This is a genomic window from Gordonia sp. ALPHA1B1, from assembly GCF_005502615.1.
Lineage (GTDB): Bacteria > Actinomycetota > Actinomycetes > Mycobacteriales > Mycobacteriaceae > Gordonia > Gordonia hongkongensis.
In genome coordinates, this window is the sequence record NZ_SCOC01000051.1 from 1 (window position 1) to 24,833 (window position 24,833).

Annotated in this window: 22 protein-coding genes and 3 pseudogenes; 14 read left to right on the top strand and 11 right to left on the bottom strand. The window is 65.0% G+C overall.

What is annotated here, in order from left to right; genetic code table 11:
* The first annotated feature begins 148 nt into the window (after nucleotides 1-148).
* Both FFS52_RS23795 and FFS52_RS23800 read left to right on the top strand, forming a co-directional pair.
* Nucleotides 149-919 (top strand): transposase, encoded by a 771-nt coding sequence (locus FFS52_RS23795; RefSeq protein WP_212743650.1) that lies wholly within the window; start codon nucleotides 149-151, stop codon nucleotides 917-919.
* Nucleotides 920-940: 21 nt separating this feature from the next.
* Nucleotides 941-1,370, top strand: a pseudogene (locus tag FFS52_RS23800) (SDR family oxidoreductase); the annotation flags it as partial.
* Between the two features lie 240 nt (nucleotides 1,371-1,610).
* Here FFS52_RS23800 and FFS52_RS21680 read toward each other — a convergent pair.
* Entirely contained in the window at nucleotides 1,611-2,321 is a 711-nt protein-coding gene (locus FFS52_RS21680) for a histidine phosphatase family protein (protein WP_068971415.1), read from the bottom strand.
* Between the two features lie 83 nt (nucleotides 2,322-2,404).
* On the opposite strand from FFS52_RS21680, the gene FFS52_RS21685 reads away from it, so the two are divergent.
* Entirely contained in the window at nucleotides 2,405-2,821 is a 417-nt protein-coding gene (locus tag FFS52_RS21685) for a glyoxalase (protein WP_137810903.1), read from the top strand.
* Between the two features lie 27 nt (nucleotides 2,822-2,848).
* Here the strand turns inward: FFS52_RS21685 and FFS52_RS21690 are convergent, their stop codons facing one another.
* Entirely contained in the window at nucleotides 2,849-3,925 is a 1,077-nt protein-coding gene (locus FFS52_RS21690) for a sigma-70 family RNA polymerase sigma factor (protein ID WP_065630303.1), read from the bottom strand.
* A gap of 678 nt (nucleotides 3,926-4,603) precedes the next feature.
* On the opposite strand from FFS52_RS21690, the gene FFS52_RS21695 reads away from it, so the two are divergent.
* A complete protein-coding gene (locus FFS52_RS21695) occupies nucleotides 4,604-5,767 on the top strand; it encodes an ROK family protein (RefSeq protein ID WP_137810916.1) in 1,164 nt (387 codons plus the stop codon).
* A gap of 36 nt (nucleotides 5,768-5,803) precedes the next feature.
* Here the strand turns inward: FFS52_RS21695 and FFS52_RS21700 are convergent, their stop codons facing one another.
* Nucleotides 5,804-6,649, bottom strand: coding sequence for an ABC transporter permease (locus FFS52_RS21700; protein ID WP_137810904.1), 846 nt, complete (start codon nucleotides 6,647-6,649; stop codon nucleotides 5,804-5,806).
* Nucleotides 6,649-7,683 (bottom strand): ATP-binding cassette domain-containing protein, encoded by a 1,035-nt coding sequence (locus FFS52_RS21705; RefSeq protein ID WP_065630304.1) that lies wholly within the window; start codon nucleotides 7,681-7,683, stop codon nucleotides 6,649-6,651. The genes FFS52_RS21700 and FFS52_RS21705 overlap by 1 nt, the downstream gene beginning before the upstream one ends.
* A gap of 281 nt (nucleotides 7,684-7,964) precedes the next feature.
* On the opposite strand from FFS52_RS21705, the gene FFS52_RS21710 reads away from it, so the two are divergent.
* Genes FFS52_RS21710 through FFS52_RS21725 form a run of 4 tightly spaced genes read left to right on the top strand, consistent with a single transcriptional unit; the run spans nucleotide 7,965 to nucleotide 11,018 of the window.
* The gene (locus FFS52_RS21710; RefSeq protein WP_137810905.1) at nucleotides 7,965-8,366 is read left to right on the top strand and encodes a TOBE domain-containing protein; all 402 of its coding nucleotides are present in this window, start codon (nucleotides 7,965-7,967) and stop codon (nucleotides 8,364-8,366) included.
* Nucleotides 8,363-9,121 (top strand): molybdate ABC transporter substrate-binding protein, encoded by a 759-nt coding sequence (gene modA, locus FFS52_RS21715; RefSeq protein WP_137810906.1) that lies wholly within the window; start codon nucleotides 8,363-8,365, stop codon nucleotides 9,119-9,121. The genes FFS52_RS21710 and modA overlap by 4 nt, the downstream gene beginning before the upstream one ends.
* Nucleotides 9,118-9,933 (top strand): ABC transporter permease, encoded by an 816-nt coding sequence (locus FFS52_RS21720; RefSeq protein ID WP_249356565.1) that lies wholly within the window; start codon nucleotides 9,118-9,120, stop codon nucleotides 9,931-9,933. Before modA ends, FFS52_RS21720 begins: the two co-directional genes overlap by 4 nt.
* Nucleotides 9,930-11,018, top strand: coding sequence for an ATP-binding cassette domain-containing protein (locus FFS52_RS21725; RefSeq protein WP_137810907.1), 1,089 nt, complete (start codon nucleotides 9,930-9,932; stop codon nucleotides 11,016-11,018). The genes FFS52_RS21720 and FFS52_RS21725 overlap by 4 nt, the downstream gene beginning before the upstream one ends.
* A 414-nt stretch (nucleotides 11,019-11,432) precedes the next feature.
* Here FFS52_RS21725 and FFS52_RS21730 read toward each other — a convergent pair whose 3' ends face one another.
* The 6 genes from FFS52_RS21730 to FFS52_RS21755 all read right to left on the bottom strand — a co-directional run bounded on the left by FFS52_RS21730 (nucleotide 11,433) and on the right by FFS52_RS21755 (nucleotide 16,767).
* Complete coding sequence (locus FFS52_RS21730) at nucleotides 11,433-11,966, bottom strand: acetyltransferase (protein WP_137810908.1); 534 nt, start codon at nucleotides 11,964-11,966, stop codon at nucleotides 11,433-11,435.
* A 191-nt stretch (nucleotides 11,967-12,157) separates the two neighbouring features.
* The gene (locus tag FFS52_RS21735) at nucleotides 12,158-13,300 is read right to left on the bottom strand and encodes a hypothetical protein (protein WP_238994963.1); all 1,143 of its coding nucleotides are present in this window, start codon (nucleotides 13,298-13,300) and stop codon (nucleotides 12,158-12,160) included.
* A 27-nt stretch (nucleotides 13,301-13,327) separates the two neighbouring features.
* Nucleotides 13,328-13,648: a hypothetical protein gene (locus FFS52_RS21740; RefSeq protein ID WP_249358714.1), complete on the bottom strand. Its 321-nt coding sequence runs from the start codon at nucleotides 13,646-13,648 to the stop codon at nucleotides 13,328-13,330.
* Between the two features lie 249 nt (nucleotides 13,649-13,897).
* Complete coding sequence (locus FFS52_RS21745) at nucleotides 13,898-14,821, bottom strand: adenylate/guanylate cyclase domain-containing protein (RefSeq protein WP_137810911.1); 924 nt, start codon at nucleotides 14,819-14,821, stop codon at nucleotides 13,898-13,900.
* Nucleotides 14,822-14,850: 29 nt separating this feature from the next.
* Nucleotides 14,851-15,504 (bottom strand): TetR/AcrR family transcriptional regulator, encoded by a 654-nt coding sequence (locus FFS52_RS21750; RefSeq protein ID WP_065630311.1) that lies wholly within the window; start codon nucleotides 15,502-15,504, stop codon nucleotides 14,851-14,853.
* 90 nt (nucleotides 15,505-15,594) lie between these two features.
* A complete protein-coding gene (locus FFS52_RS21755; protein ID WP_137810912.1) occupies nucleotides 15,595-16,767 on the bottom strand; it encodes a TetR/AcrR family transcriptional regulator in 1,173 nt (390 codons plus the stop codon).
* Nucleotides 16,768-16,896: 129 nt separating this feature from the next.
* Here FFS52_RS21755 and FFS52_RS21760 point away from each other — a divergent pair, with 129 nt between their 5' ends.
* From FFS52_RS21760 to FFS52_RS21775, 4 genes and pseudogenes are all read left to right on the top strand, one after another.
* A complete protein-coding gene (locus tag FFS52_RS21760) occupies nucleotides 16,897-18,108 on the top strand; it encodes an acetyl-CoA C-acetyltransferase (RefSeq protein WP_137810913.1) in 1,212 nt (403 codons plus the stop codon).
* 39 nt (nucleotides 18,109-18,147) lie between these two features.
* Nucleotides 18,148-20,349 carry a 3-hydroxyacyl-CoA dehydrogenase NAD-binding domain-containing protein gene (locus FFS52_RS21765; protein WP_137810914.1) on the top strand — a complete coding sequence of 734 codons (2,202 nt, stop codon included), beginning with the start codon at nucleotides 18,148-18,150 and terminating at the stop codon, nucleotides 20,347-20,349.
* 561 nt (nucleotides 20,350-20,910) lie between these two features.
* Nucleotides 20,911-21,057, top strand: a pseudogene (locus FFS52_RS23975) (IS3 family transposase); the annotation flags it as partial.
* Between the two features lie 70 nt (nucleotides 21,058-21,127).
* A pseudogene (locus FFS52_RS21775) lies at nucleotides 21,128-21,499 on the top strand (integrase core domain-containing protein); the annotation flags it as partial.
* A gap of 17 nt (nucleotides 21,500-21,516) precedes the next feature.
* Here the strand turns inward: FFS52_RS21775 and FFS52_RS21780 are convergent.
* Complete coding sequence (locus FFS52_RS21780; protein ID WP_101823327.1) at nucleotides 21,517-22,080, bottom strand: XRE family transcriptional regulator; 564 nt, start codon at nucleotides 22,078-22,080, stop codon at nucleotides 21,517-21,519.
* Between the two features lie 165 nt (nucleotides 22,081-22,245).
* Between FFS52_RS21780 and FFS52_RS21785 the strand changes: the two genes are divergently transcribed.
* Both FFS52_RS21785 and FFS52_RS21790 read left to right on the top strand, forming a co-directional pair.
* On the top strand, nucleotides 22,246-23,670 hold the full coding sequence (locus tag FFS52_RS21785) for a nucleobase:cation symporter-2 family protein (protein WP_101823329.1): 1,425 nt from the start codon (nucleotides 22,246-22,248) through the stop codon (nucleotides 23,668-23,670).
* Nucleotides 23,651-24,724 (top strand): 2-oxoglutarate and iron-dependent oxygenase domain-containing protein, encoded by a 1,074-nt coding sequence (locus tag FFS52_RS21790; RefSeq protein WP_137810915.1) that lies wholly within the window; start codon nucleotides 23,651-23,653, stop codon nucleotides 24,722-24,724. Before FFS52_RS21785 ends, FFS52_RS21790 begins: the two co-directional genes overlap by 20 nt.
* Nucleotides 24,725-24,833 lie beyond the last annotated feature (109 nt).

The window sequence follows — 24,833 nt, forward strand, 5'->3', positions numbered from 1 at the left end:
CGGCGCGGTCTGCGCCCGCGCCAACGTTTCCAACGTCTCCCGCTCGGCTTTCGTCAACCGCAAACACGCTGCCGGTGCACTCATCAACCCAGCCTACCGAACAACGAGCTAGACAATTGCGAGACACACCACTAGACGGTTAAATGGGTTGCGGCGCATAGGTATCGATGAAATTGCTTATCGCAAGGGCCGCAAATACTTGGTTGTGGTGGTTAACCATGACACAGGTCAGTTGGTCTGGGCTGGTGAGGGCGCCAAGAAGGAGACCATTGAGCGATTCTTCGACGAACTGGGTGACGTGCGAGCACGCAAGATCACTCACATCAGCGCTGATGGCGCCGAGTACATCGGTGCGGTCATCGCCGAGCGGGCGCCGGGCGCGTACTGGTGTATGGACCCATTTCATGTGCTGCAGTGGGTCAATCAGGCGTTGGACCGATGCCGGTCTCGGGTGATGAGCCGGATAGCCGGCTTGTCAAAGGTGGAACGCGGCCGATTGAGGTGGGCGTTGTTGAAGAATCCTGACAGCCTCACCGAGAGTCAAGAGCGGCTGCAGTCCATCGTTGTCGCCGATGCCAACAGTGTGCTGGCCCGTGCGTATCAGATGAAAGAAGAGATAAGGCACATACTTTCAGGTGCGTACTCCTCATGTTGGGCGCCGTTGCGGCGCTGGTTGAGGAAGGCGGAGACCTGCGATATACCCGAGATTCGCACCTTGGCGCCGAGTATCCGTAAACGAGAGGTGCAAATCTACAACGCGGTCACGTGTCAGATGAGCAACGCTCGAGTCGAGGCGACGAACTGCCATCTGCGGTCATTGACAAAGCGGTCATACGGATTTCACACTCCCGATGCTTTGATCGCGATGGCCAACCTCACCAGGGGCGGCGCATGCCCGGAACTCCCACATCGAAACTGACCGAAAACCGCCCACTTTCAGGTCAGGAGATCCCCGGCTGTACGAAGTGAATGTCCGCGCTCCCTACATCCTCCTGCAGTCCGCGCTGCCCGCCCTGCGCGCCACCGCAGAGGCCCATGGGGCCGCGAAAGTCATCGCCGTGGCGTCGATCACCGGCGTCTACCCGGAGCCGGAGCTGTCCGCCTACGGTGCCACCAAGGCGGCGCTCATCTCGTTGTGCGAGACGTTCAATCTCGAGGAGTCACGCAGCGGGGTCAGCGCGACGACGATCGCGCCGGGTTACGTCAACACCGACATGACCGACTGGCTCAAAGACCGCATTCCCGCCGACGAGATGATCACGGCCGACGACATCGCGGTGATCGCCCACTCGATCACCCAGTTGTCGCGGTACGCGGTGCTTCCGAACGTTGTCATCACCCGACCCGGCGAGAACCTGCACCGAGCCTAGGCTCGGACCTGCCCCTGCTCCCTAATCCGAAAGATCCTCAAACCCCTGATCCCTGAGTTGCGAGGAGCGTTAGCGACGAGCCACGAAGGGCCTGTTGAGACACGTTGCGAAGCCCTTCGTGGCTCGCTTCGCTCGCACCTCAGGGAGCAGAGATGTGGATGCTGCGGAGTGTTCTTTCGTGATCCACCACGGCCGCCAGGCCGCGGATACTGAGGTGCGAGCGGAGCGAGCGTCGAAGGGTCACCGGAAGGTCGCGATCCCGCCGTCGCGGTCGGAGAGGTGACCGTGCTCGTTGAACGACACCACCGAGACGCCGCTGCGGCCGACGATCAGTTTGCTGATCGACGCGTTGACCATCGTGCGGGCCATCGCCGGCCAGGTCTCGTCGGGGATGCCCCACAACTGGGCGATCCACTGGGTGATGGTGCCGGCCGAGGACACCACGAGCACCGTCTGACCCGACCCGGCGAGCTCGGTGGCGCGGGCGGCCGCGTCGGAGACGCGCGCCTTGAACTGGGGGTAGCTCTCGGCGGGGCCGCCGTCGAGGCCGGGAGCTGCGTCGTGCTCGCCGGCCGCTATCCAGGCCGCGAGCCCCTTGTCGAGCTGTTCCTGGTAGCTGCGGCCGTCGCGATACATCTCCGGCGTGGCCTCGCCGACCAGTGCGGGCAGTGAGTACTCGTTCCACCCCGGGTCGACGTGCGGCTGAGGTTGATCGGTGTCGAAAGCCCCCAGCACGCCGCTCAGCGTCTGTTGCTGGCGCGGGAGGTCGCCACTGGCGGCTGCGGTGAAGGTGCCGATCTGCCCGGCCAGGAATCCACCGGACAGCGCGGCCTGTGTGGCCCCGGCCGTGGTGAGACCGCCGGGTCCGTTGCTCAGATCGTCGGTGGCGTCGGCGATGCCGTACGCCAATGCGTTCGCCTGACCATGACGAACCAGATAGATCACACCCATTCCTGCACCCTATGTCGGCTTCGATGAGTTCGAGGCGTCGGGCCGGTCAGTATCAGCAACCCCGAGATGTCTGGAGTGCGCCCGTGACGCCGATGCTGTTCGTCAACCTGCCCGTCGTAGACGTCGCGCGGTCTCGTCGGTTCTTCGGATCGCTCGGCTTCCACTTCGACGAGATCTTCTGCGACGTCGGGAGCGCGTGCATGAAGATCAACGACTCGGCGATGGTCGTGCTCATGCAGCGACGACGATTCGCCGGCTACGCGGCCACCGAAGTCGCCGACCCACTGCAGGGCCGCGAGTCGTTGCTGGCCATTTCCGCGGACAGCCGCGCACACGCCGACCGGCTCGCCGAAGCGGCACTCGGTTGCGGCGGCCGGGAACTCCGCGCAGCGGAGGACCTGGGCTTCATGTACTGCCGCAGTTTCTGCGACCCGGACGGTCATGCCTGGGAGATCGTGTGGATGGACCCTTCGCAGATCCCGCAGACCGCGGACGACTGATCGGCGCCGCGCGAGAACCGGACGGTCTCAGTGCCAGGGGCTCGGCGTCGTGCGTTCCGGTGCGTCGTACGGGGTCGCCGGCAGACCGAAGCGTGCGAAATCGCTCTCCATGTCGTCGCTGAAGAAGGCGACGACATGGCTGACCTTGGCTGTCTGCGGGTCGATCTCAAGTACCTGGAGCTGGAACGGTCGGTGGACACCGTCCGGTTCGCGCATGTACAGCCCGTAGGCCGGCTGCCCGTTGGCTGTGGTGGGCAGCATGATCTGATCGCCCGCCTTCTCGGCCGGACAGTTGCGACGGATGAGGGTTCCGATGTTCTCTGCGCCCTGGTACCAGCCGGTGAACGGCGGCATCTCCCAGATCGCCTTGTCGGTGAAGAGCTCCACCATCGCGTCGACGTCGTAGCGTTCGAAGGCCGACACGTAGCGGGCCAGCAGCTCCCGTTTCGCGGCGTCGTCGAGTGTCGTCGCGGCATCGACTCCGACCGAATCCTGCTGCGGGCGTGCGGTCTTTACCTGCTCGCGGGCCCGCTGCAGCAAACTGTTCACGGTGGCGGTGGTGACACCGATGGTGTCGGCGACCTCGGCGGCGCGCCACTGCAGCACGTCGCGCAGGATGAGGACTGCGCGTTGCCGTTCGGGTAGATGCTGCAGTGCCGCGATGAACGCCAGTCGTACCGACTCGCGCGCGCCGACCACGTACGCGGGGTCCGCGTCGTCACCGGGCGCGATGTCGTCGGTGGTGCCGGCATACGGCTCGAGCCAGGGCACCTCGTGGTTCTGCAGCAGGTCGTCGGTCGGGTCGAAGGCGTCGCCACCGAGGCCGGAGGGGAGGGGGCGTCGTTGTGAACTCTGCAGAGCGGTCAGACACGTGTTGGTCGCGATCTTGTGCAGCCACGTGCGCACGGACGCCCGGTGGTCGAACTTCGCATAGCCCTTCCACGCGCGGAGAAAGGTCTCCTGGGCAAGGTCTTCCGCATCGTGGTGGGATCCGGTCATGCGGTAGCAATGCGCGATGATCTCACGTCGAAAAGGCTCGCTGACCTCGAGGAACTCGGCGTCGGTCGCGGCGCTGGACTCAGCCGCGGGGCTGGTTGTGGTCATGCTCACAATCTACCGGGGTGCACCGACAGCCTCGACCCGAGTGTCCAAGCCGACCACGGTCCGCTTCTCCATCGGGTCGCAGGTCGAGCGACCGGACGTCGAACGAGTTCGGATCAGGGTGAGTGCAACCCCTGTCCGCGTCGCGCCACGGGCCTATTCTCGCCGGTGGACGCGTGTGCGACCGGTCGTCGGTGCCCGTGACCAGGGGTGGGACGGGCTTGCCGGTACGGGGCCGCGTTGCTAGCTTGATCCGCATGACAAGTGCCGACCACAGCCTCACGGAGGTCACCTACGTGACCACCGCGCTGGGCTGTCGTCTGCCGCTTGCACGCGTTCTCTGTTGTTGTCGTCGAATGCGCTGACCGACCCCCGCCGAGTCAATCTCCTCCCCGGGGCGTCGCTTCTCGAGTCTCTGCTCAGAGCACCAGCTTCCGGCTTCCGCCCCGCGATCCGTGGGGTCTTTCGACGAGGACGATCATGACCGCCACACTGCCCGAACTCTCCACCCGTACCCTGCGCAACGCCCCCGCCTCTCCTGTCCGGCGTCAGCCGGTCACCCGCGCGGTGCGTCGTGCTCCTCAGGGCACGCGCCAGCCCGTACCGTTGACTTCCGTACCGCCGACTCGGACCCCGGGTCCGGTCGCCGACCGACGCGGACCAGTGAAGGGGGACCAGCGGGTGCACGTCGCAACGCCGCGCCTGGAGTTGTCGACCAAACCCGCGGCGCTCGTCCTCCGGGCCGCCCGGTTGTCCGGCCCGCTGTTCCGCGACGATGCGGCCGAGCGCACCGGGCTCAGCATCTCCACGGTCAATCGCCAGGTCAGTGCGCTGTTGAAGGCGGGATTGATCCGCGAACGGGCCGACCTCGCGCCCTCGGGCGCCATCGGGCGACCGCGGTTGCCCTTCGAGGTCAACATCTCCGAGTTCCTCACCCTCGGTATCCACATCGGATACAAGGTCACCGCGATCACCACCCATGACCTGTTGCATCGTGTCGTCGGGGCCATCCAGATCCCTACCCCGCATGCCGATTCACCGGAAGAAGCACTCACCGCCATCGGTGTCAGCGCACGGCGTTTCGCCGAGCGCTGGACGGGCCGGCGGGTGCTGTGGGTCGGTGTCGCGCTCGGTGGGCGCGTGGCCGAGGGCGGCATCGTCGACCACCCCCGACTCGGCTGGGAGGGCGCGCCGGTCGGCCGGACGATCGCCGAGGCCGTCGGACTGCCGGTGTCGGTTGCGTCCCACGTCGAGGCCATGGCAGCCGCCGAACTCGTGCTCAACCCCGACGACCAGCAGTCGAGCTTCCTGTACTTCTACGCGCGCGAGATGCTCGGCATCGCGTTCAGCGTCGGCGGGACCGTGCACACGCCGACCGCGGGACCGCCGGTGATCGGTCACTTCCCGACCGGATCGACCACGTTGCTCGACCCGAACCGGACGGGGCGCCTGGAGCCCGCGGTGAGCGACACCGGTGTCGTGGAAGCTGCACGCGCACTCGGCCTCTCGGCGACCGATGTGGAAGATGTCCACGCCCTGGCCCGCAGCGGTGACCTCACGGCACGTCGTCTGCTCGAAGAGCGGGCGGAGGTGCTCGGACGTACGGTCGGGCTGATCGCCGACATCTTCAATCCCGATCACATCATCCTCGGCGGACAGGCGTTCACCGATTACGCGGCCGGCCTGCCGACGGTCGCGAAGGCCGTGCGCGAGACCTCGATCGTGAGCAAACGGGATGTGCGCGTGTCACATTCGGGAGCGACCGTGCAGCAGCAGGCCGCCGGCGCGGTGTCTCTCGACGCGATATACAGCGACCCGCTGCAAGCAATCACGTTGACTGCCTGAGCGGGTCGCGTCGACGAACCTCGGTCGGGTGGTGGTCTAATCCGAGGTTCGCTTGTTGTAGGCGCGCAGCGCGAACGGCGCGAAGATGAGCGTCAGCGCGACCGTCCAGATCAGGGTGGCGAGGACCGGATATTGCAGCGGGAGAGCCGCATCCGGACCGAATGCCGGGCCGTTACCCCACAGCACACGCAATGCCTGGACCAGTGACGACATCGGGTTCCATTCGGCGATCGTCCGAAGCCAGGTGGGCATCGGCTCGGTCGGGACGAACGCGTTCGACAGGAACGTGATCGGGAACAGGACCGAGAACATGAAGCCGTTGACGGCCTCGACCGTCCGCAGCCACGAACCGATGAGGATGCCGAACCAGATCATCGCGAAGCCGAAGAGCAGGAGCAGCGCGAATGCGAGGACCGCCTCACCGAACGAACCCCGGATCCGCCAGCCGATGGCCAGGCCGGTCACGGCCATGACGACGATGCCGATCGAACTGTGGAGCAGACTGGCGATACTGCGGCCGATCAGCACCGACGACCGTTGGATGGGCAGTGACCGGAACCGGTCGATGATGCCCTTCTCGAGGTCGGCGGTGATGCCCGTGGACACGATGAACGCGGTGAACACGATCGTCTGACCCATGATGCCCGGGAGCAGGAACTCTCTGTACGACGCCGAGTCGGTCTGGATCGACGCGCCGAACACGTACGCGAACAGCAGCACGAACATGATCGGCTGAATGGTCACGTCGGAGAGCATCTCCGGCATCCGTTTGGTGTGGATCATGTTGCGCTTCACCATGATCCAGGCCTGTTGCCAGATCGTGGTGGGGTGGATCCGCGGCTTGTCCGCGACCACAGCGTGGGTCTGTGCCGTGGTGGTCATCAGGAACGCTCCTCGTCGGTGGTGTTGTCGGTGTCGTCGGTGTTGCTCGACTCCTCGGCGCGGTGGCCGGTGAGGGAGAGGAAGACGTCGTCGAGGCTCGGCCGGGAGAGTCCGAAGTCGTCGACGGAGATGCCACTCTCGTCGAACCAGGCGGCGACGCGGGGCAGGTCGCCCAGGCCGGCTGCGGCTGTCGTGAGTCGGCGGGCCGCCACGTCGACGAACACCTCCGCCCCGTTCTTGCGCAACAGCGACTCGGCGGCCGTCAGGTCGTCGGCGTGCGAGACGGTCAGCACCAGGCTGGCCGAACCGGCCTGCTCCTTGAGCTGCAGTGACGTGCCGTGCGCGATGATGGTGCCCTTGTCGATGACGACGATGTCGTCGGCGAGTTGGTCGGCCTCCTCCAGATACTGCGTGGTGAGCAGCAACGTGGTTCCGTCGGCGACCAGATCGCGCAGGACGTCCCAGAGTTCGGAACGGCTGCGCGGGTCGAGGCCGGTGGTCGGCTCGTCGAGGAAGAGCACCGGTGGCGTGGCCAGCAGGCTGACCGCGAGGTCGAGTCGGCGGCGCATTCCGCCGGAGTAGGACTTGACCTGTTTGTCACCGGCCTCTGAGAGGGAGAACTGCTCGAGGAGTTCCTCCGATCGACGCGCGAGGGTCTTGCGTCCGATGCCGTACAGACCGCCGATCATGCGGAGGTTCTCGCGGCCGGTCAGGATCTCGTCGACCGTGGCCGCCTGGCCGGTGAGGCCCATGTTCTGGCGGACCATCCCGGGCTGTTCCCGCACGTCGTAGCCGGCGATGCGGGCTGTCCCGCTCGTGGGCGGCGACAGGGTGGTCATCATTCGGACGGTGGTGGTCTTGCCGGCGCCGTTGGGGCCCAGCAGGCCGAGCACGGAACCCCGCGGCACGGTGAAACTGACGCCGTCGACCGCCGTGAAATCGCCGAAGCGTTTCACCAGGTCGATGGCCTCGATGGCGACATCGGCCGTCGCGACTTCTCCCGGTGCGGTGGTGGGAACTGTGACTGAGCTCATGTTTCTCCACGGTATAGAGGGGGTGTGACAGCCGCGACCGAATTACGTGGCGCGCGGGTGACGTCAGGGAACAATTCAGGGCATGTTCGGGGTGTGGCGATCTCGTACTCGAAGTCAGACCGTCTGCCCGCACCGAATTCATCGGTTGCGGGGCTGCGAATCCGACGGTCGGACCGAAATCGAGCGTAAGACTTCAAGTTGAGTTGAAGTCAATCTGTTTGAGATCCGTTCCTGCGGATGCCAGGAACCGATATCTCCGCATCTGCGGATACGATGTCGCCGTGACCGCGATTCGGATCAAAGACGCAGCCACTCTGCTCGGCGTCAGTGACGACACGGTTCGACGATGGGTGGCCACCGGCGTCCTGGAACAGTCCGATGGCGGACCGGTCGCCACCGTTGATGGCGCACGGCTCGCCGCGCTGGCCCGCGAGCGCGCGGTGGCACCGGACGACGGGGCATCGGTCGGACGCTCGGCGCGCAATCGGTTCACCGGTCTCGTCACCGATGTCCGCACGGACGCGGTGATGGCTCAGGTGACCCTGCAATGCGGTCCGTTCGAGGTGACGTCGTTGATGAGTGCGGACGCAGTTCACGAACTCGATCTACGGCCCGGCGTCGTGGCCACGGCCGTCGTCAAGGCGACGACGGTGATCGTCGAGACCAACAGGGAGGCCAGATGAGGAGGTCCATCGTCGCAGTCGCCGCGGCCGGACTGCTGATCGTGGCAGGGTGCTCGTCTGCCGGTGGCTCAGATGCCGGCGGGTCTGCGGCCTCGACCCTCGACATCTCGGCGGCGGCGTCGCTGAAGATGACGTTCACGGCGATCGCCGATGAGTTCGAGGCACAGCACGACGGCGTCACGGTACGACTCTCGTTCGACGGATCGTCGACGCTGGCCAATCAGATCCAGCAGGGGGCGCCGGCCGATGTGTTCGCGAGCGCCGACGAGAAGAACATGCGCAAGCTGGGTGATCTCGCCATCGACCCGGCGGTCTTCGCCACCAACACACTCGTGATCGTCACGGCGCCGGGCAATCCCCGCGGGATCCGGTCGTTCGCCGATCTGAACAAGCCTGACGTCACGACGGTCATCTGCCAGTCGGCTCAACCGTGCGGCGCCGCGACCGAGACCGTCGAGCGCAACACCGGTGTCACCATCGACGCCGCCTCGGAGGAACAGTCGGTGAGCGCGGTGCTGACCAAGGTGACGACCGGCCAAGCGGATGCGGGCGTGGTGTATGTGACCGACGCGCGCGGAGCCGGCGACAAGGTGGACACCGTGACCGATCCGGCATTCGCCGCCGTGGTCAACTCCTATCCGATCGCGGCGCTCGCCGGCGCCGGGGATGGCGAACTCGCCACGCAGTTCGTCGACCTCGTCCTGGGCGCGGACGGTCAGCGCATCCTGCGCGACGCCGGGTTCGGGGCGCCTTGAGCACGGTCCTTCGTACCCGACGGGACCCGGCGGGGTTGCCCGGTTGGACGTACGGCTTGGCACTGATCGGCGTCGTGTTGATCGTGCTACCTCCGCTGGCGCTGCTCTTCCGTTCGCCGTGGGGCACCTTCGTCGACCAGATCTCGTCGCCCTCGTCGCTCGACGCGCTGCGGTTGTCACTGATCACCGCCGCGTGCAGCACCGTCATCTGCCTGATGGTCGGGGTGCCGATGGCACTGGTGTTCGCGCGATACGACGGTCCGGTGATCCGTGTGCTCCGCGCGCTCGTGTTGTTGCCCTTGGTCTTACCGCCCGTGGTCGGTGGTCTTGCCCTGTTGTACACCTTCGGCCGGCTCGGGATCGTCGGTGAACATCTGCATGCGGCCGGCATCGACATCGCCTTCACGACAACGGCGGTGGTACTGGCCCAGAGTTTCGTCGCGCTGCCCTTCCTCGTGATCAGCGTCGAGGGCGCGGTGCGCGTCGTCGGGACGCGATACGAGGAGGTCGCCGCGACCCTGGGTGCGGGGCCGACTCGGACGCTCTGGCGGGTCACGCTCCCGTTGGTCCTGCCGTCTCTGTTCGCGGGTCTCGTGCTCGCGTTCGCGCGGGCGCTGGGCGAGTTCGGTGCGACGATCACGTTCGCCGGCAACGCGCCCGGGGTGACCCAGACTGCGCCACTGGCGATCTATGTGTCGGCCATCGACGACCCACAGGCCGCGATCCCGTTGTCGCTCATCCTGGTTGTCGTATCCCTGATCGTGGTCGTGGGAGTGCACAGCCGCCGTTCGCGCGTCGGGGGTGGTTTGTGACCGGCGCGGACCTGGAGGTGATCATCGACCTCGAGGTGCCCGCGTTGTGGGTCGAGCACCGGTTCGCCGCGGGCGCGACCACCGCGGTCGTCGGGCCCAACGGCGCCGGCAAGTCGACGATGCTGCGCGCGATCGCCGGACTGGTGCGCGGCGACGATCGGTCCCGGATAGTGCTCGGCGACAGGGTGTTCTGTGACGCGACGACCTTCGTGCCGCCCAGTCGGCGCGGAATCGCATTACTGTCGCAGGACGCGCGGCTGTTCCCGCATCTGACGGTCGCCGACAACGTGGCGTTCGCGCCCTCGGCGCAGCGTCTCTCGAGGCCGGAGATCAGGGCACGAGTGGAACGCTGGCTGACGGCAACGGAGGTCACCGCCCTCGCCGACCGTAAACCGCACCAGCTCTCCGGCGGCCAGGCGCAGCGGGTCGCGATCGCCCGGGCGCTCGCCGCACAGCCACGAATCCTGCTGCTGGATGAACCGTTTCGGGCCCTGGACGTCGACGTCGCGAGCCGATTGCGGGCGCTGTTGCGCACACTTCTCGCCGATCGGGACCGCACGACGATCATGGTCACCCACGACCCGGTGGATGCGCTCGGCCTGGCCGACGACATCATGGTCCTCGAGGACGGTCGCGTCGTCGAAACCGGTTCGACGCGTGCGGTTCTGGCGCGGCCCACCAGTCGTTTCGCGGCGTCGCTGTCCGGGCTCAACCTGTTCGTGGGACGCCTGGACGCGGGCGACGCCGTCGTCGACCCCTCCGGCAATCGGGTCGTCGGCGGTGTCGAGGTCGATGGACCCTCACCGGGGGCCGGGGCGGCGGCCACGTTCTCGCCACGGGCCGTCGCCGTCTATCTCGAAGCGCCGCATGGCAGTCCGCGTACGACGCTGGCCGCGACCGTCCGTGACGTCGCGCCCCGGGGTGACCACGCCGTGATGACCGCCGAGGTGGGCGAGCAGATCGTCGCCGCTGAGGTGACCTGGGCGGCGGTCGCCGACCTCGGACTCGTCACCGGACTAGCGGTCTACCTGGTGGTCAAGGCGAGCGAGGTGCGGATCAGCGGCGTAGGGCCCGGTTCGCTGTGACCGGTAGACCTGAACTCGACCGGCAGACTGCGATCGAGGTCTGGGGGTCGAGTTGCGGTCTGGGGGTGGGGTTCGGGAACGCGACGCTACGACAATCCACCGCCGACAACGAGACCGAGCGCGAAAGTGGCGGCGGACGGTATACAGGCGAGCTCGAACTTGAGCGTGTCGATGATCGAATCCGAGAGGTACGTCCGATATCGACGGCCAGGCGGGGAGTGCACCGCGCTCCACGAAGTGGAGGTCGACGATGCTCGGTGGCGAGGCCGGTATCTACGCCGGTGGCTCCGGGACGAGACCTGCAGCCGACACCAGTTCGTCATCTCGACATCAGGTAGCCGACGAGCAATCCGACCAGGAACAGCGCGATCGGGTACGTGATGAACATCGAGAATCGACCACTGAAGTAGGTCTTCATATCCCGCCACTTGTTCGGCTCGTGGTTTTCTGCAGCCAACGTGTTTCCATTTCTGTGATCTCCGATTGGGTGCTATCCCAGGCCGACTCGGAGGTGGTTGCGGTGAAGATCGCCAGCGTCGAATTGCCCTGTGCGGTGGGATAGGCGAGCTGAGCTCGACGAACTCGGAGATCGAACCCTCCCGTCCGGTATGTGCCGTCGTCGACACACAGGTATCCATCGAGATCGACAGTGTGATCGAGGACGACTGACTGCTCCAGTGCGGAGATGTCGAGGGTGGTGTCGATTTCGGAGAGTCGTACGACTTCGCACTGGCCGAGATCGAAGTACTGGATGACCACGTTCGACGCGAAGGCAGGTATCGGACTCTCCGAGCGTAGGAGGACACGGCTCGCCATCGACTTGTGTGCCTCGTCGCTGTCCAGGTCGTACCAGGCAGCGGGCGGAAGAAAATCCAGCGCCGGCGTGGACGCTCGGAGGGTCGCCGTACTGCCGAGATTCACGATCGCGTATTCGATGGCAGAGATCATCGACGGCCTCAGGAGAATATGTTGATACTCGTGAACACACCCACGCCGAATGCCGAGGCAGATGGCAACACCACCAAAAAGTTCCTGGTGTAGGTCTCCAGGCCGCCGAGCCAGTAGCCGAACCCGCGTGGGAATGACTCTGCTCGGTGCCGAGGTGCGTGTCGGCGGCTAGGGGAGTTTTGAGCCTGCATTTAGTCGAACCTACCTTTCACCCATTTGCCGAAACTTGCGCCATAGTGACTTCCGAGTGCAGCGCCGATACCCGCTCCGACGGCAGTTCCTACGGGGCCCGCGAATGATCCGATGGCCGCACCCGCCAAGGCGCCGCCAACATACCCGCCACCTACTGCGCCGACGACGGCCGCTGTGGCGTCGCCGCCGTCCTGTTCGTCACGGGCGTACTTGAGTCCTTCGTCCACGACGGTGTACCCGATCCCGGCCCAGAATGCGCCCCGAGCCAGGTTTCTACCGACTGAGTTCAACCGCGCGACATCGTCCGCACTCATCCCGGCTTGCCCCACGGACCGCCGTTGTCTCGCGTACGCATTCTCGATGTCTGACCCGCGACGTTCCAAAGCACCGAGGGCGCCAGTTACAGCGGCGCTCCTGGGGTCCATGCCCGCAAGTCCCAAGGCGTTGAGGACGTACTGGAGGCGTGATGGCTCCAGGTCCGAGGGTTGCCCGGTTTTCAACTTTTCCAATTGCTCCGGGGTCAGGTTCATCGCGCGAAGGAATCGCCCACGCTGTTCAGGAGTCGCCGTGCCGGCGCGCACGGCGGCGGCGTCACTCGCTGCGAGACTCGAGTCGACGAGCCCGCGGTTGACGGCGTTGGCGGCGGGTGTCATTCCGCCGAGTTCGCCGAGTGCTGAGTTGATCCCGTCGCGGGTGGCGGTGACGGCGTTGTCGGCCGCGGTGCCGAGACCGAGCAGAGCCGAGTGGTGCTCGAAAGCCTTTCCGGCGTCGAACTCCGCATCGTCGGGGGCTCGAGACTTGTCGAAGTTGACCGTGTATTCGCGGCTTCCACGATCGAGGATGTAACCGTCGGAGTCGGCAAGGCTGGTTCGGGTCTCGAGAGCCTTCATCGCGTCGCGGATGTTGCTCTGTCCGTTCGTGAGTACGGAAGCCAGATCACCGAACTCGTCGGCCACACCGCGAATCCACCGGGTGAGGCCCTCGGCGCGATGATCGGCAGGACCTCGAGCCATCCCGGTCCACTGAGCACGCGTCAGGTTGAGAACGGGTTCTCCGGCCTTTGGTGCCTCGACTTCCAGGTGTGCCTGCAGTCGAGTGATCCCGTTCGCGATCGACGTCATGACCTCGGGGTTCCAGGACATGACGTCGTTGTAGCTGGGTGGCACGGTCTACTGGACCGAAAGCAGGACGCTCAGCGGGACCACGTGATCTGTCTGCTGACCCCCGCGGGCGGGGTACGCCACGGCGTCCTTGATCGTGCTCGCACTCGCCTGATCGGTCTCGACGGTGGTGTCTTTGGCACCGAGCACCAGTTCGGAGAACGAGGAAACCGTGCCGGACACATTGGCCAGCGCGGATGCGATCCGTTCGTCGGCACCCGCCGCCACCGCGGACATGTCGCTCGAAGCCCCGCGGAACTGTCCGGCGAGCTGGCTGAAGGTCGCTGTCGTACCGTCCAGTCCGGCATGGGAGGTGAGCTCCAACGCCATCAGACGGGATGCGCATCTCGAGATCTCCGTCGCTGACGCCCCGACAGCCGCTGGATCGACGATCATGTCCGACAAAATTCCCCCTTTGACTTCGCGAACCACCATAAATGTTCGACGATGACGATAGCCGGGCAGGGCGCAAACAGCTCGCCACCGTCCACAGCCACGAGTCGCTGTGACCGGCGAACCTCAACTCGACCGATGGACTTCGATCGAAGTCCAGGGGTCGAAATGAGGTTCGCCAGTGGGTCAGTCGCTCAGCGGACCGTTGCGGTGTGCTTCGAGGACACGGGCCTTGAGGTGTTTGTATCCCCGAACGCGCAGTGTCGGTATCGATTTGAGGTAGAAGCGGTCATCACCGCCGAGCTGATCGGCGATCGCGTCGTCGATGAGTGTGGTTCCGGGACGGGCGGATCCGGCGAGGCGGGAAGCGATGTTCACCGGCTCGCCGAAGACGTCTCCGAGCCGGGCGAGGACGGAGCCGCGCGCCATGCCGACCCGCAACGGCGGAAGACTGTCGTCCGTGGAGAGCTGATGGATCTCGAGCGCGGCACTCGCGGCGGCGGGGGCGTCGTCGAAGGTGAACATCACCGCGTCGCCGAGGGTCTTGATAACGCGGCCACCATGATTTACGACCACGTCGAACGTGTCGTCTTCGAACGAACCGAGCAGGGACTCCAGGTCATTCAGATCGATGCGCCGGGAAAGGCTTGTATAGCCGACGATGTCGGCGAAGCCGACGATCAGGTCGATCTCTTCGTCGTCGGAGTGATCGGTGTGACGCTCGATCGCCTGCGCCATGTGCCGACGCCAGATGAGTTGCTGGATCTGGCCGAGCGCGAGGCTCATCTGGTCGAAGTCCCACGGCACCGCGGGGTCGTCGACGATGTCACGCAGCAGGTCGGCCTCCCACTCCGCGAGTCGGGACATCGTCTGTCCGATGGCCCGGGCCATCGCGATCTGGCTGGTATCCGGCATCGCCGCCGAGGAGGATGCGAACATCCGGAGCGCGGCGAGGTCGCGATCGGAGAAAACCTTGTCCGAGGACGGTTGACGCACGAAACCGAATGCATTCCAAGCTTTCTCGGCGAAATCAGCGGACAGTCCGAGTTCGGCGACCAGTTCGTCGCGAGTGTAGCGGGGGCGGTCCCGCGCTTCCGAGGCGTCGTTCATCCGATCCGAGTCCCATCTTCGGCGTCGGCTCAGCATAGCGGGCGGGCCGGTGCGGCAGGGTCGGTCTGACGCGCGGAGAGCATCCGCATCGTCGCGTCCGATACCGTGCCGATCACGTCGTCGAGAGACAACGGGCCACCCGGGCGGTACCAGCGCCACACACTCCCCAGGACGCCCAGTACGAGACGCGCCTGGAGCATGGCGTCTCCGTCGACGAAATCGCGGGCGTCCATTCCACGCTTGATCAGGTCTGCCCAGTTGCTCTCGATCTCGGCGACCAGTTCGCGCGACCGGACACGTTCGGCCTCTTCTCCGTTCGACCGGCGAGGAGTACCCAGGATGACCATCTGGTTCTGCACTATTCGCCGCTGCAGGACGTCTACGGGTTCGCCGCGCAGCGATGTTGCGACCGCTGAGCGGAGGGCTTCAACCGGGTCAGGAATACCGGCGGTCCCTGCTCGGAATCGCTCAATCGAATCGCCGAGTTGGTTGCGCATGATGGTCAGAAGACAGTGTGCCTTCGACTCGAAATAGTGGTAGAGCGCTGTCTGTCCGATGCCGACCTCGTCGGCGATGGATGCCCACTTCGTGTGTTCGTAACCGACTGTGCCGAAGTGCTCTGTCGCGACGGTCAGGATCTGCGCGCGCTTGGATCTGGGACCGTCATCCACAGTTACCGACATCGTGACCCTCCCTTGTGCCGGACGTTACAACGTGGACAGCGTCGGGTTCATCTGAGCCGCGACCCGATTCAGCGCACTCCCTCGCGCGGATCAGAGCGCGAGCACGCCCTTCATGAGGTACGCCATCCGCGCGGCGAACTGCGGACTCTCCGAGCCGCGTCGCATGCGCACGGCGTCGTTGACGATCGAGAGCGCCGCGTGCACGGCGACCGCGCCTTGATCGCGCTTGATCTCCGGATCGACTTGCATGAGCAGATCCACCCAGCGCGCCACATAACGTCGCTGCACGTCGACGAGATCGGTGGCGCTCGCTTGTCCGGCGAGCGCGGGGGAGTTGTTGAAGCTCACCGACAGATCCGGGGTGCTGGTGATCACGTCGACATACGAATCGACGAGCGAGGCAAGCAATTTCGCGGGGTCCGAGGTGGCGCCGTAGGCCGCCATCACCCCCGCCTCCAGGCGCGCGCCGCTGCGCTGTCCGATGGCGACGAGGATGGCCAGCTTCGACGAGAAATGTTTGTAGACACTGGGACCCGCGATGCCGACGGCGCCGCCGATCTCGTCGACGCCGACGTCGGTGTAACCGCGGTCGGCGAACAACTCGGCGGCGGCGTCGAGGATCTCGTCACGCCGCGAACCGGGCACAGAGGTGACCGTCGGCGACGTCGCGAACGGCGGTGCCGCGGTGGGGCTCAGGGCGAGAATCCGACGGATGAGCTTCTCGATCTCGCCTCGTGCACGCGCCCCGGACATGCGGGTGTGGTGCACGGTGAGGCTGCCGCTGACGCTCAGCACCGCCCACGCCAGCTGCACGGCCTCACGGTCGGTCAGATCCGTGCGCCGGGCGGCGAGCGCCGACGCCCAGTGGCCGATCACCTCGCGGGTGCGGACTGCCACCAGTTTGTTCTGTTCGGTGGTGAGGTAGTTGCTGGTCCACCGCCACAGCGATGCCGCTTGGGGACGCTGGACGGCCAGGTCGCAGACCGTCGAGATCAGCGAGTTCGCGTCGACGCCGTCGGCGAGCGCCCGGTCGGTGCAGGACTCGAGATCGTCGACGCCGGCCAGGACCGCCGCGGCCAGCAGCGACTGCTTGTCGTCGAAATGCCGGTACACCGATGGCGCGGTGACGCCCGCCGAGCGCGCGATGTCGGCCAGCGAGACCTGCGCATACCCACGCTGGAGGAAGTGCGCGGCCGCGGAGTCGACGAGCTGTCGTTTGCGGTCGGCGCCCCTGGTGCGGGTGGCGGGTTTGGGGTCAGGCATGGTGAACAGACCATAGCGCACATTCGACAGAACGCCAGACCTCTTGACCACCGGGTATAGCCAAACTAGTTATTCCGCGTTAGCCTCGGTGGGTAACCAACCAGTGGTTCGTGTGAAAGGAACACTTTCGTGCCTGATCAAGCATTCATCTACGAGGCGATCCGTACGCCTCGTGGCAAGCAGCGCGGCGGTTCGCTGCACAGCGTGAAGCCGGTCGACCTGGTCTCCGGTCTCATCAACGAGGTCCTGTCGCGTCACGGCGGCCTCGATCCGGCCGACGTCAACGACGTCATCCTCGGTGTCGTCTCCCCGGTCGGCGAGCAGGGCGCGGTCATCTCGCGCACCGCCGCCCTCAACAGCGGTCTCCCCGAGACCGTCCCGGGAACCCAGATCAACCGCTTCTGCGCCTCGGGTCTGGAGGCCGTCAACCTGGCCTCGGCCAAGGTGGCCTCCGGCTTCGACGACCTGGTTCTCGCCGGTGGCGTCGAGTCGATGTCGCGCGTCCCGATGGGCAGCGACGGCGGTGCACTGTTCACCGACCCGGCCACCGCATACGACCACTACATCGTCCCGCAGGGCATCGGTGCCGACCTGATCGCCACCATCGAGGGCTTCTCGCGCGAGGACGTCGACGCCTACGCCGCCGAGTCGCAGGCTCGCGCCGAAAAGGCCTGGAACAGTGGCTACTTCACCAAATCCGTGGTCCCGGTCAAGGACATCAACGGCGTCACCATCCTCGACCACGACGAGCACCGTCGCCCGGGTTCGACCGTCGATAGCCTCGGCAAGCTGAAGGCCGCCTTCGCCGCCCTCGCCGACATGGCCGGCTTCGACGACGTCGCGCTGCAGAAGTACCCGAGCGTCGAGAAGATCAACCACGTCCACACCGGTGGCAACAGCTCCGGCATCGTCGACGGTTCGGGCCTCGTGCTCATCGGCAGCGAAGAGGCAGGCAAGCGCAACGGCCTCACCCCGCGTGCCCGCGTCGTCTCCTTCGCCGAGATCGGCTCCGAGCCCACCATCATGCTCACCGGCCCCACCCCGGCCACCGAGCTGGCGCTGAAGAAGGCCGGCCTGACCGTCGACGACATCGACGTGTTCGAGCTGAATGAGGCCTTCGCCTCGGTCGTCATGAAGTGGATGAAGGATCTGAAGATCCCGCACGAGAAGGTCAACGTGAACGGCGGCGCGATCGCCATGGGTCACCCGCTCGGTGCGACCGGCGCGATGATCTACGGCACCTGCCTCGACGAGCTCGAGCGCACCGGCGGCCGCTACGGCCTGATCACCCTCTGTATCGGTGGCGGCATGGGCGTCGCGACCATCATCGAGCGTCTCTGACCGACTCCCACTTCACGAGAAAGAACTCTGCGAATCACCATGAGTGACAACATGATCAACTGGGAGAAGGACGCCGACGGCGTCGTCATCCTGACCATGGACGACCCCAACCAGGGCGCCAACACGATGAACGCGCTCTACCAGGAGTCGATGGCCGCGACCGTCGACCGCCTGGAGGCCGAGAAGGACGACATCTCCGGTGTCGTGCTCACCTCTGCGAAGAAGACCTTCTTCGCCGGTGGCGATCTGAAGGACATGACCAGCGATCGCACGGGTGTCTCCAAGGAGGAGATCGCCACGCAGATCACCGAGACGACCAACGGCATGAAGAAGGTGCTGCGTCGGCTCGAGACCCTGGGCAAGCCGGTCGTCGCCGCGATCAACGGCGCCGCACTCGGTGGCGGCCTGGAGATCGCGCTGCACACCCACTACCGCATCGCCGCGGACGTCAAGGGTGTTCAGATCGGTCTGCCCGAGGCCACCCTCGGCCTGCTGCCCGGCGGCGGTGGCGTCGTGCGTACCGTCCGTCTGCTCGGTATCCAGAACGCCCTCATGGGTGTTCTGCTCCAGGGTCAGCGCTTCAACCCGACCAAGGCCAAGGAGACCGGCCTGGTCAACGAGGTCGTCGGCTCCATCGAGGAACTGATCCCCGCCGCCAAGGCCTGGATCAAGGAGAACCCCGAGGCCCAGCAGCCGTTCGACGTCAAGGGTTACAAGATCCCGGGCGGTGCTCCCACCAACCCGGCGTTCGCGGCCAACCTCCCGGCGCTGCCGGCCCTGCTGCGCAAGCAGATCAAGGGCGCCAATATGCCTGCGCCGCGTGCCATCCTGGCCGCCGCGGTCGAGGGTGCCTACGTCGACGTCGACACCGCGGACATCATCGAGACCCGCTACTTCGTCTCGCTGGTCACCGGTCAGGTCGCGCAGAACATGATCAAGGCGTTCTTCTTCGACCTCCAGCACATCAACGGCGGCGGCTCGCGCCCCGAGGGTTACGACAAGTTCACCGCCAAGAAGGTCGGCGTCATCGGCGCCGGAATGATGGGCGCGGCAATCGCTTACGTGTCGGCGAAGGCCGGCATCGAGGTCGTCCTCAAGGACATCGACCTCGACGCTGCCAAGCGCGGCAAGGGGTACTCGGAGAAGCTCGAGGAGAAGGCTCTCGCCAAGGGCAAGACCACCCAGGAGAAGAGCGACGCACTCCTCGCCCGCATCCACCCGACCGTCGATCCCCAGGACTTCAAGGGCGTCGACCTCGTCATCGAGGCCGCCTTCGAGTCGGTCGAGGTCAAGCGCAAGGTGTTCCAGGAGATCGAGAACATCGTCGAGCCCGACGCCGTCCTGGGTTCCAACACCTCGACCCTGCCGATCACCATCCTCGCCGAGAGCGTGAAGCGGTCCGAGGACTTCATCGGTATCCACTTCTTCTCGCCGGTCGACAAGATGCCGCTGGTCGAGATCATCAAGGGTGAGAAGACCTCGGATGCAGTGCTGGCCAAGGTCATCGACTACACCCTACAGATCCGCAAGACCCCGATCGTCGTCAACGACAGCCGTGGCTTCTTCACCAGCCGCGTCATCGGCACCTTCATCAACGAGGCCATCGCGGCCGTCGGTGAGGGCGTCGAACCGGCGTTCATCGAGCATGCGGGCACCCAGGCCGGTTACCCGGCCGCGCCGCTCCAGCTCATGGACGAGCTGACCCTGACCCTGCCGCAGAAGATCCGCAAGGAGACCGAGGCGGCGCTCAAGGCAGAGGGCAAGGAAGTTCCGCAGCACGGCTCGAACGCCGTCGTCGACTGGATGGTCGAGAACGGCCGTACCGCCAAGAAGGACGGAAAGGGCTTCTACGACTACGACGAGAACGGCAAGCGCACCCAGCTCTGGCCGGGTCTGCGTGAGCAGTTCAAGTCGGGTACCACGGAGATCCCGCTCGAGGACATGAAGGAGCGCATGCTCTTTGCCGAAGCCCTCGAGACCGTCAAGTGCTTCGACGAGGGTGTGCTCACCTCCGTCGAGGACGCCAACATCGGTTCGATCTTCGGCATCGGCTTCCCGGCCTGGACCGGTGGTGTCATCCAGTACATCAACGGCTACGAGGGTGGCGTGCCCGGTTTCGTCGCGCGTGCCAAGGAACTTGCCGGCAAGTACGGCAAGCACTTCGAGCCGCCGGCCTCGCTCGTCGAGAAGGCTGACCAGGGTGTCACCAAGCTGACCAACGAGAACCTCACTGCGAATTGACGATCTCGCTGGGTGACCAGCAGACCTCAAGGGCCCCGGCCGGATTCGTTCCGGTCGGGGCCCTTGTCGTCCCGCGCATCGACTTCCGTCCCATCTGGTGAGCTCAAGAGGCGGGACGGAAACTCATACGCGCGAAGCTCAATCCTCCGACGGCGCCTCGGCACCTCCGACGCTGAGCACGACGCGGGCACCGTTCGGCACTGCCTCACGCTGCGGGCACTTGCGAATGCGGGTCGACTCCTCGACCCGCACCCGGCACTGGCGCAGCTGAGGCTCGTCCGACGCCTACGTCTCGATCCAGGTCGGCGCCACCGCGTTCTGACGTTCGTCGTCGCTGCGAAGGGCACGATCGAGCGCGAGCGAGCCGGCCGGATCCTCCTCTTGCTGATCGCCGCCGGCGTATTCTGGATTGCCGGCGGCCTCGCGAATGATGCAGCACGAGTAAGGTTGTGGATCGTCGCGCTTGCGATCGACTACAGTGCGCCGCTGGTTTTGTTCCGCGTTCCCGGCCGGCGTCGGCTGGCCGGGGCCACATGGGATCTGGCTGAGCGGACCGCATGGCGGATCTGCCGCGACAACCGCTGGTGGTCGGTCTTCGGAGAGAAGCGAGGGCGCAACGGCCGGCGATCAGGTCGACCCGTTCAGGACGATCCGGTCCAACGCAGCTTCACCGCTGATGCTCCAAACTGCCTGCGGCTCAGAGATATCTTCGGCACCACACCGGCAAGGGAACCGCGGTATGACACCCCACTGGTACCTATCCGTGCAGCAGTCCCCCTTGTTCGCCCGATGAAGAACCGACTTCTCGTTTACCGCAACAGGATTGGTGCACCACAGCGATGCGGGCAGTCAGTACACAGCGCTGGCGTCTACCGAGGCGCTACGCGACTCCGGCCTCGCCGGATCGATCGGCTCGGTCGGCGATGCACTCGACAACGCGTTGATGGAAGCAGCGATCGGGTTGTACAAGACCGAACCGATCGAGCGCCAGCGATCGTGGACCGGCCGCGGCGAGGTCGAGCGCGAGACCGCCGCGTGGGTGCATTGGTCCAACACCGAGCGGCTGCACTCAGCGATCGGCTACTGCCCGCCCATCGAGTACGAGACGCGCTACCGTGAGACGGCCGCCTCCGAAGCGGAGGTGGCCTAAACCGGGACTCCCACCACCTAAAAGCTGGGGGGCGTGCTTACGAAGAGGAATACGGCGGTCTCGTCAGTGTCGTTGAACCACTGGTGGAGGACGCTGGCCGAGTAGTAGACGGTGTCGCCGGCGCGCAGCGCGACGTCTTGGCCGTCAATGTTGAGTCGAATCTCGCCCGAGATGACGTACACGAACTCTTCACCGGCGTGGGTTGTTCCCGATTCGGCGGCGCTATGTGGCTCGGCGGTTACCTCGTTGCAGTCCATGAGACGGGTGCCGGTAACGCAGAAACGCAACACTGCCGAGGGGCCGAGGTTGTAGCGTCGCGCTTCTTGTGCCCTGACTACTTTGACCGGCGACCGGTTGCTCTGCTCGAGCAGGTCGTGCGCGGTGGTGCCCAGGGTCTGCGCAATCCGGTGCAGGTTGATCACACTGGGTGTCGTGTTTCCGTTTTCCACCTGACTCAGGAAGGGCTGGGAGAGATCGGTCCTTCGTGCGAGTTCGGACAAGGTGAGCTGCGCCGCCTTACGCGCGGCCCGGATCGAGGCTCCCAGAGACCGCGCGAGCAACAGCTGGTCATCAACATCCACCTACGCAAGGTAGCAGCCCCGAAAGCAGCCAAAACGGACCTGGTGTCGCGGACGTAACCAAGCAGTTACAACGGAAACAGCACCGCAACTTTATTGATCCAGCCAATGAAATATTTCCTAGAGAATATTGGCGAGCCACGCTTTCCCACCCTTCCGGAGTATTCCATGCCTGCTGTCTCTGAACCCGACGCTCCCTCGGATGCGCACCCCGTTGATCTCCGACCCCCGATCCCACGCTTGTTCGCGTTCGGTCTTCAACACGTGCTGATCATGTACGCCGGGTGCGTCAGTGTGCCGCTGATATTCGGTGCCGCGGTCGGACTAAACGCTTCTGACATCGGTGTTCTGATCTCGGCCGACTTGCTGATATCGGGGGCCATCACCGTTGTTCAGAGCATCGGGCTATGGAAGGCGGTCGGGGTGCGATTGCCGGTGATCTGCGGTGGCACCTTCACGGCGTTGACGCCCATGATTCTGATCGCCCATGAGTACGGTATGCCGGCGGTCTACGGGTCGATGCTGCTCGGCGGTGTCATCGGCATTCCTCTCGCCTGGGCCTTTGCTGGCCTGTTGCGCTATTTCCCGCCCCTGGTAACCGGGGCTGTCCTGACTGTCGTGGGGTTATCGCTGATCGGCGTCGCAGGGGGACTCATTGTCGGTCAAGACACCCAAGCCGCCGACTACGCTTCGCCCGGCAACATTGGTCTTGCAGTGTTGGTTATCGCCATCGCAGTGACGCTGTTGTGTCTCGGTCGCGGTATCTGGCGGCAGCTCGCGGTGCTGCTGGCGCTAATGATCGGCACTGCAGTCGCGCTGCCCCTGGGTCTCTACAACCTCGACGCCGTGGGAGATGCGTCCTGGTTCGGGGTTCCCCAGCCGTTCCACTTCGGTGCTCCACAATTCCCACTGACGGCGGTCGTTGCGATGACGATCGTGATGATCGTGGTGTTCGCTGAATCCACCGCTAGCATTCTGGCGCTGAGCGAGATTACGGGCAAAGACATCGGCCGTGGTGACCTCGCCCGCGGACTGACCGGCGACGCGATCTCGGGCATTTTCGGAGCCGTCTTTAACGCCTTCATTGACACCGTGTACACCAACAACGTCGGCGCGGTTGCCACGACAAGGGTGTTCAGTCGATACGTCACGGCAGTCAGCGGAGTCATCCTGATCGCGCTGGGCTTGGTGCCGAAGCTCGGCGCCTTTGTAGCGGGCCTTCCGGGCCCGGTCATCGGGGGCGTCGGATTGATCATGTTCGCCGTGGTCGCGATCGTCGGAATCAACACACTCCGTCACATCAACCTCGGTGACCCAATCAACATGACTATCGCCTCGGCCACTGTGGGCGTGGGGCTACTCCCTACCTTCATGCCCGGCATGTTCGCTAAGTTCCCCGACTCCACCCAGATCGTGCTGGGCAGCGGTATCACCCTGGCCGCGATCACTGCGTTCACACTCAACCTTGCTCTCAATCACACGGCACTCGGGGTTAACGCCCGCCGGGCCATGACACCCGACAAGTCGGACTCATCCCCATTTGCAGCCCACAACATGATCGGAGAAGACGCACATGTCGCTTCCAAATCCTGACACCGCTGAGACATTTCAAGTCCCCGCCGTCGACATCAGCTCGTACACCTCGGAACGCACCATCGCCGCCCGAGCAGAAACGGCCCGTCAACTCGATGTCGCGTGCTCCACTGTCGGGTTCATCCAGGTTCTTGGCCACGGCATCCCCGCTGACGTACTTGTCGGGCTGTCCGACGCGGTCGACGCCTTCTTCGCCATGCCCTTGCACGTCAAGAAGAGCTACATAGTCGAGGGAAATCGCGGCTACACACCCCCGAAGAGCGAATCGTTGAGCTTGAGCCTCGGACTGGAATCTGCGACACGGATGAACGACTTCTTTGAGGCGTTCAATGTTGGCACAGAGGCACAGTCGTTCGCAGGTTTGGACCTCTCCGAGGACGACTACGGCCTGAACGTGTGGCCGGACATCGCCAACTTCCGCACCAACGTCGAAAAGTACTATGTCCACGCCTCACGAGTCGCACGCACCCTGACCACCGTCTTCGCCGATGCTCTGAACCTGCCACACGATTACTTCGAGTACCTCACCGACCACTCGGTTGACGTACTACGCATGAACAATTACGCGCTCCCCGAAGGCACCGTCACCCTTGATGGCGATCTCACCGGCATGGGCGAGCACACAGACTTTGGACTTGTCACCGTACTGTGGGCTGATCAAGTCCCTGGCCTGCAAGTACTTGGCCGCGAGGGCAACTGGCATGACGTCCAGCCCATCGATGGGGCCCTGCTGGTCAATCTCGGCGACCTTACCGCCCGGTTGACCAACGACCGTTGGATGTCGACTCTGCATCGCGTCAAGCCACCCATCATCGACGGCACCATCCAGCGCCGCCGATCGGTGGCTTTCTTCCACGACGGCAACATCGACGCCACCATTGCGACACTGCCAAGCCATCTCGACGCTGCCGACGGGTTGGCGTACGAACCAATCGTGGTCCGCGACCACATCAAGGCCAAACTCGCTGGTTCCCAGCAAGGTAAGGCCAACACCGCCGCCGTCCGGGAAGCATCGCGGGTTCTTGCCGCCTCGAACGGCTACGGCCAAGCCTGAATCACCCCAGGTTTGATGCCGCTTCCTTCTGAGTCAGGAAGGATGAGCACATGCCTAAGAAAATCGACCCAGAGGTCCGTTCGAGGGCCTTGCGGCTGCTGGAGGCCCA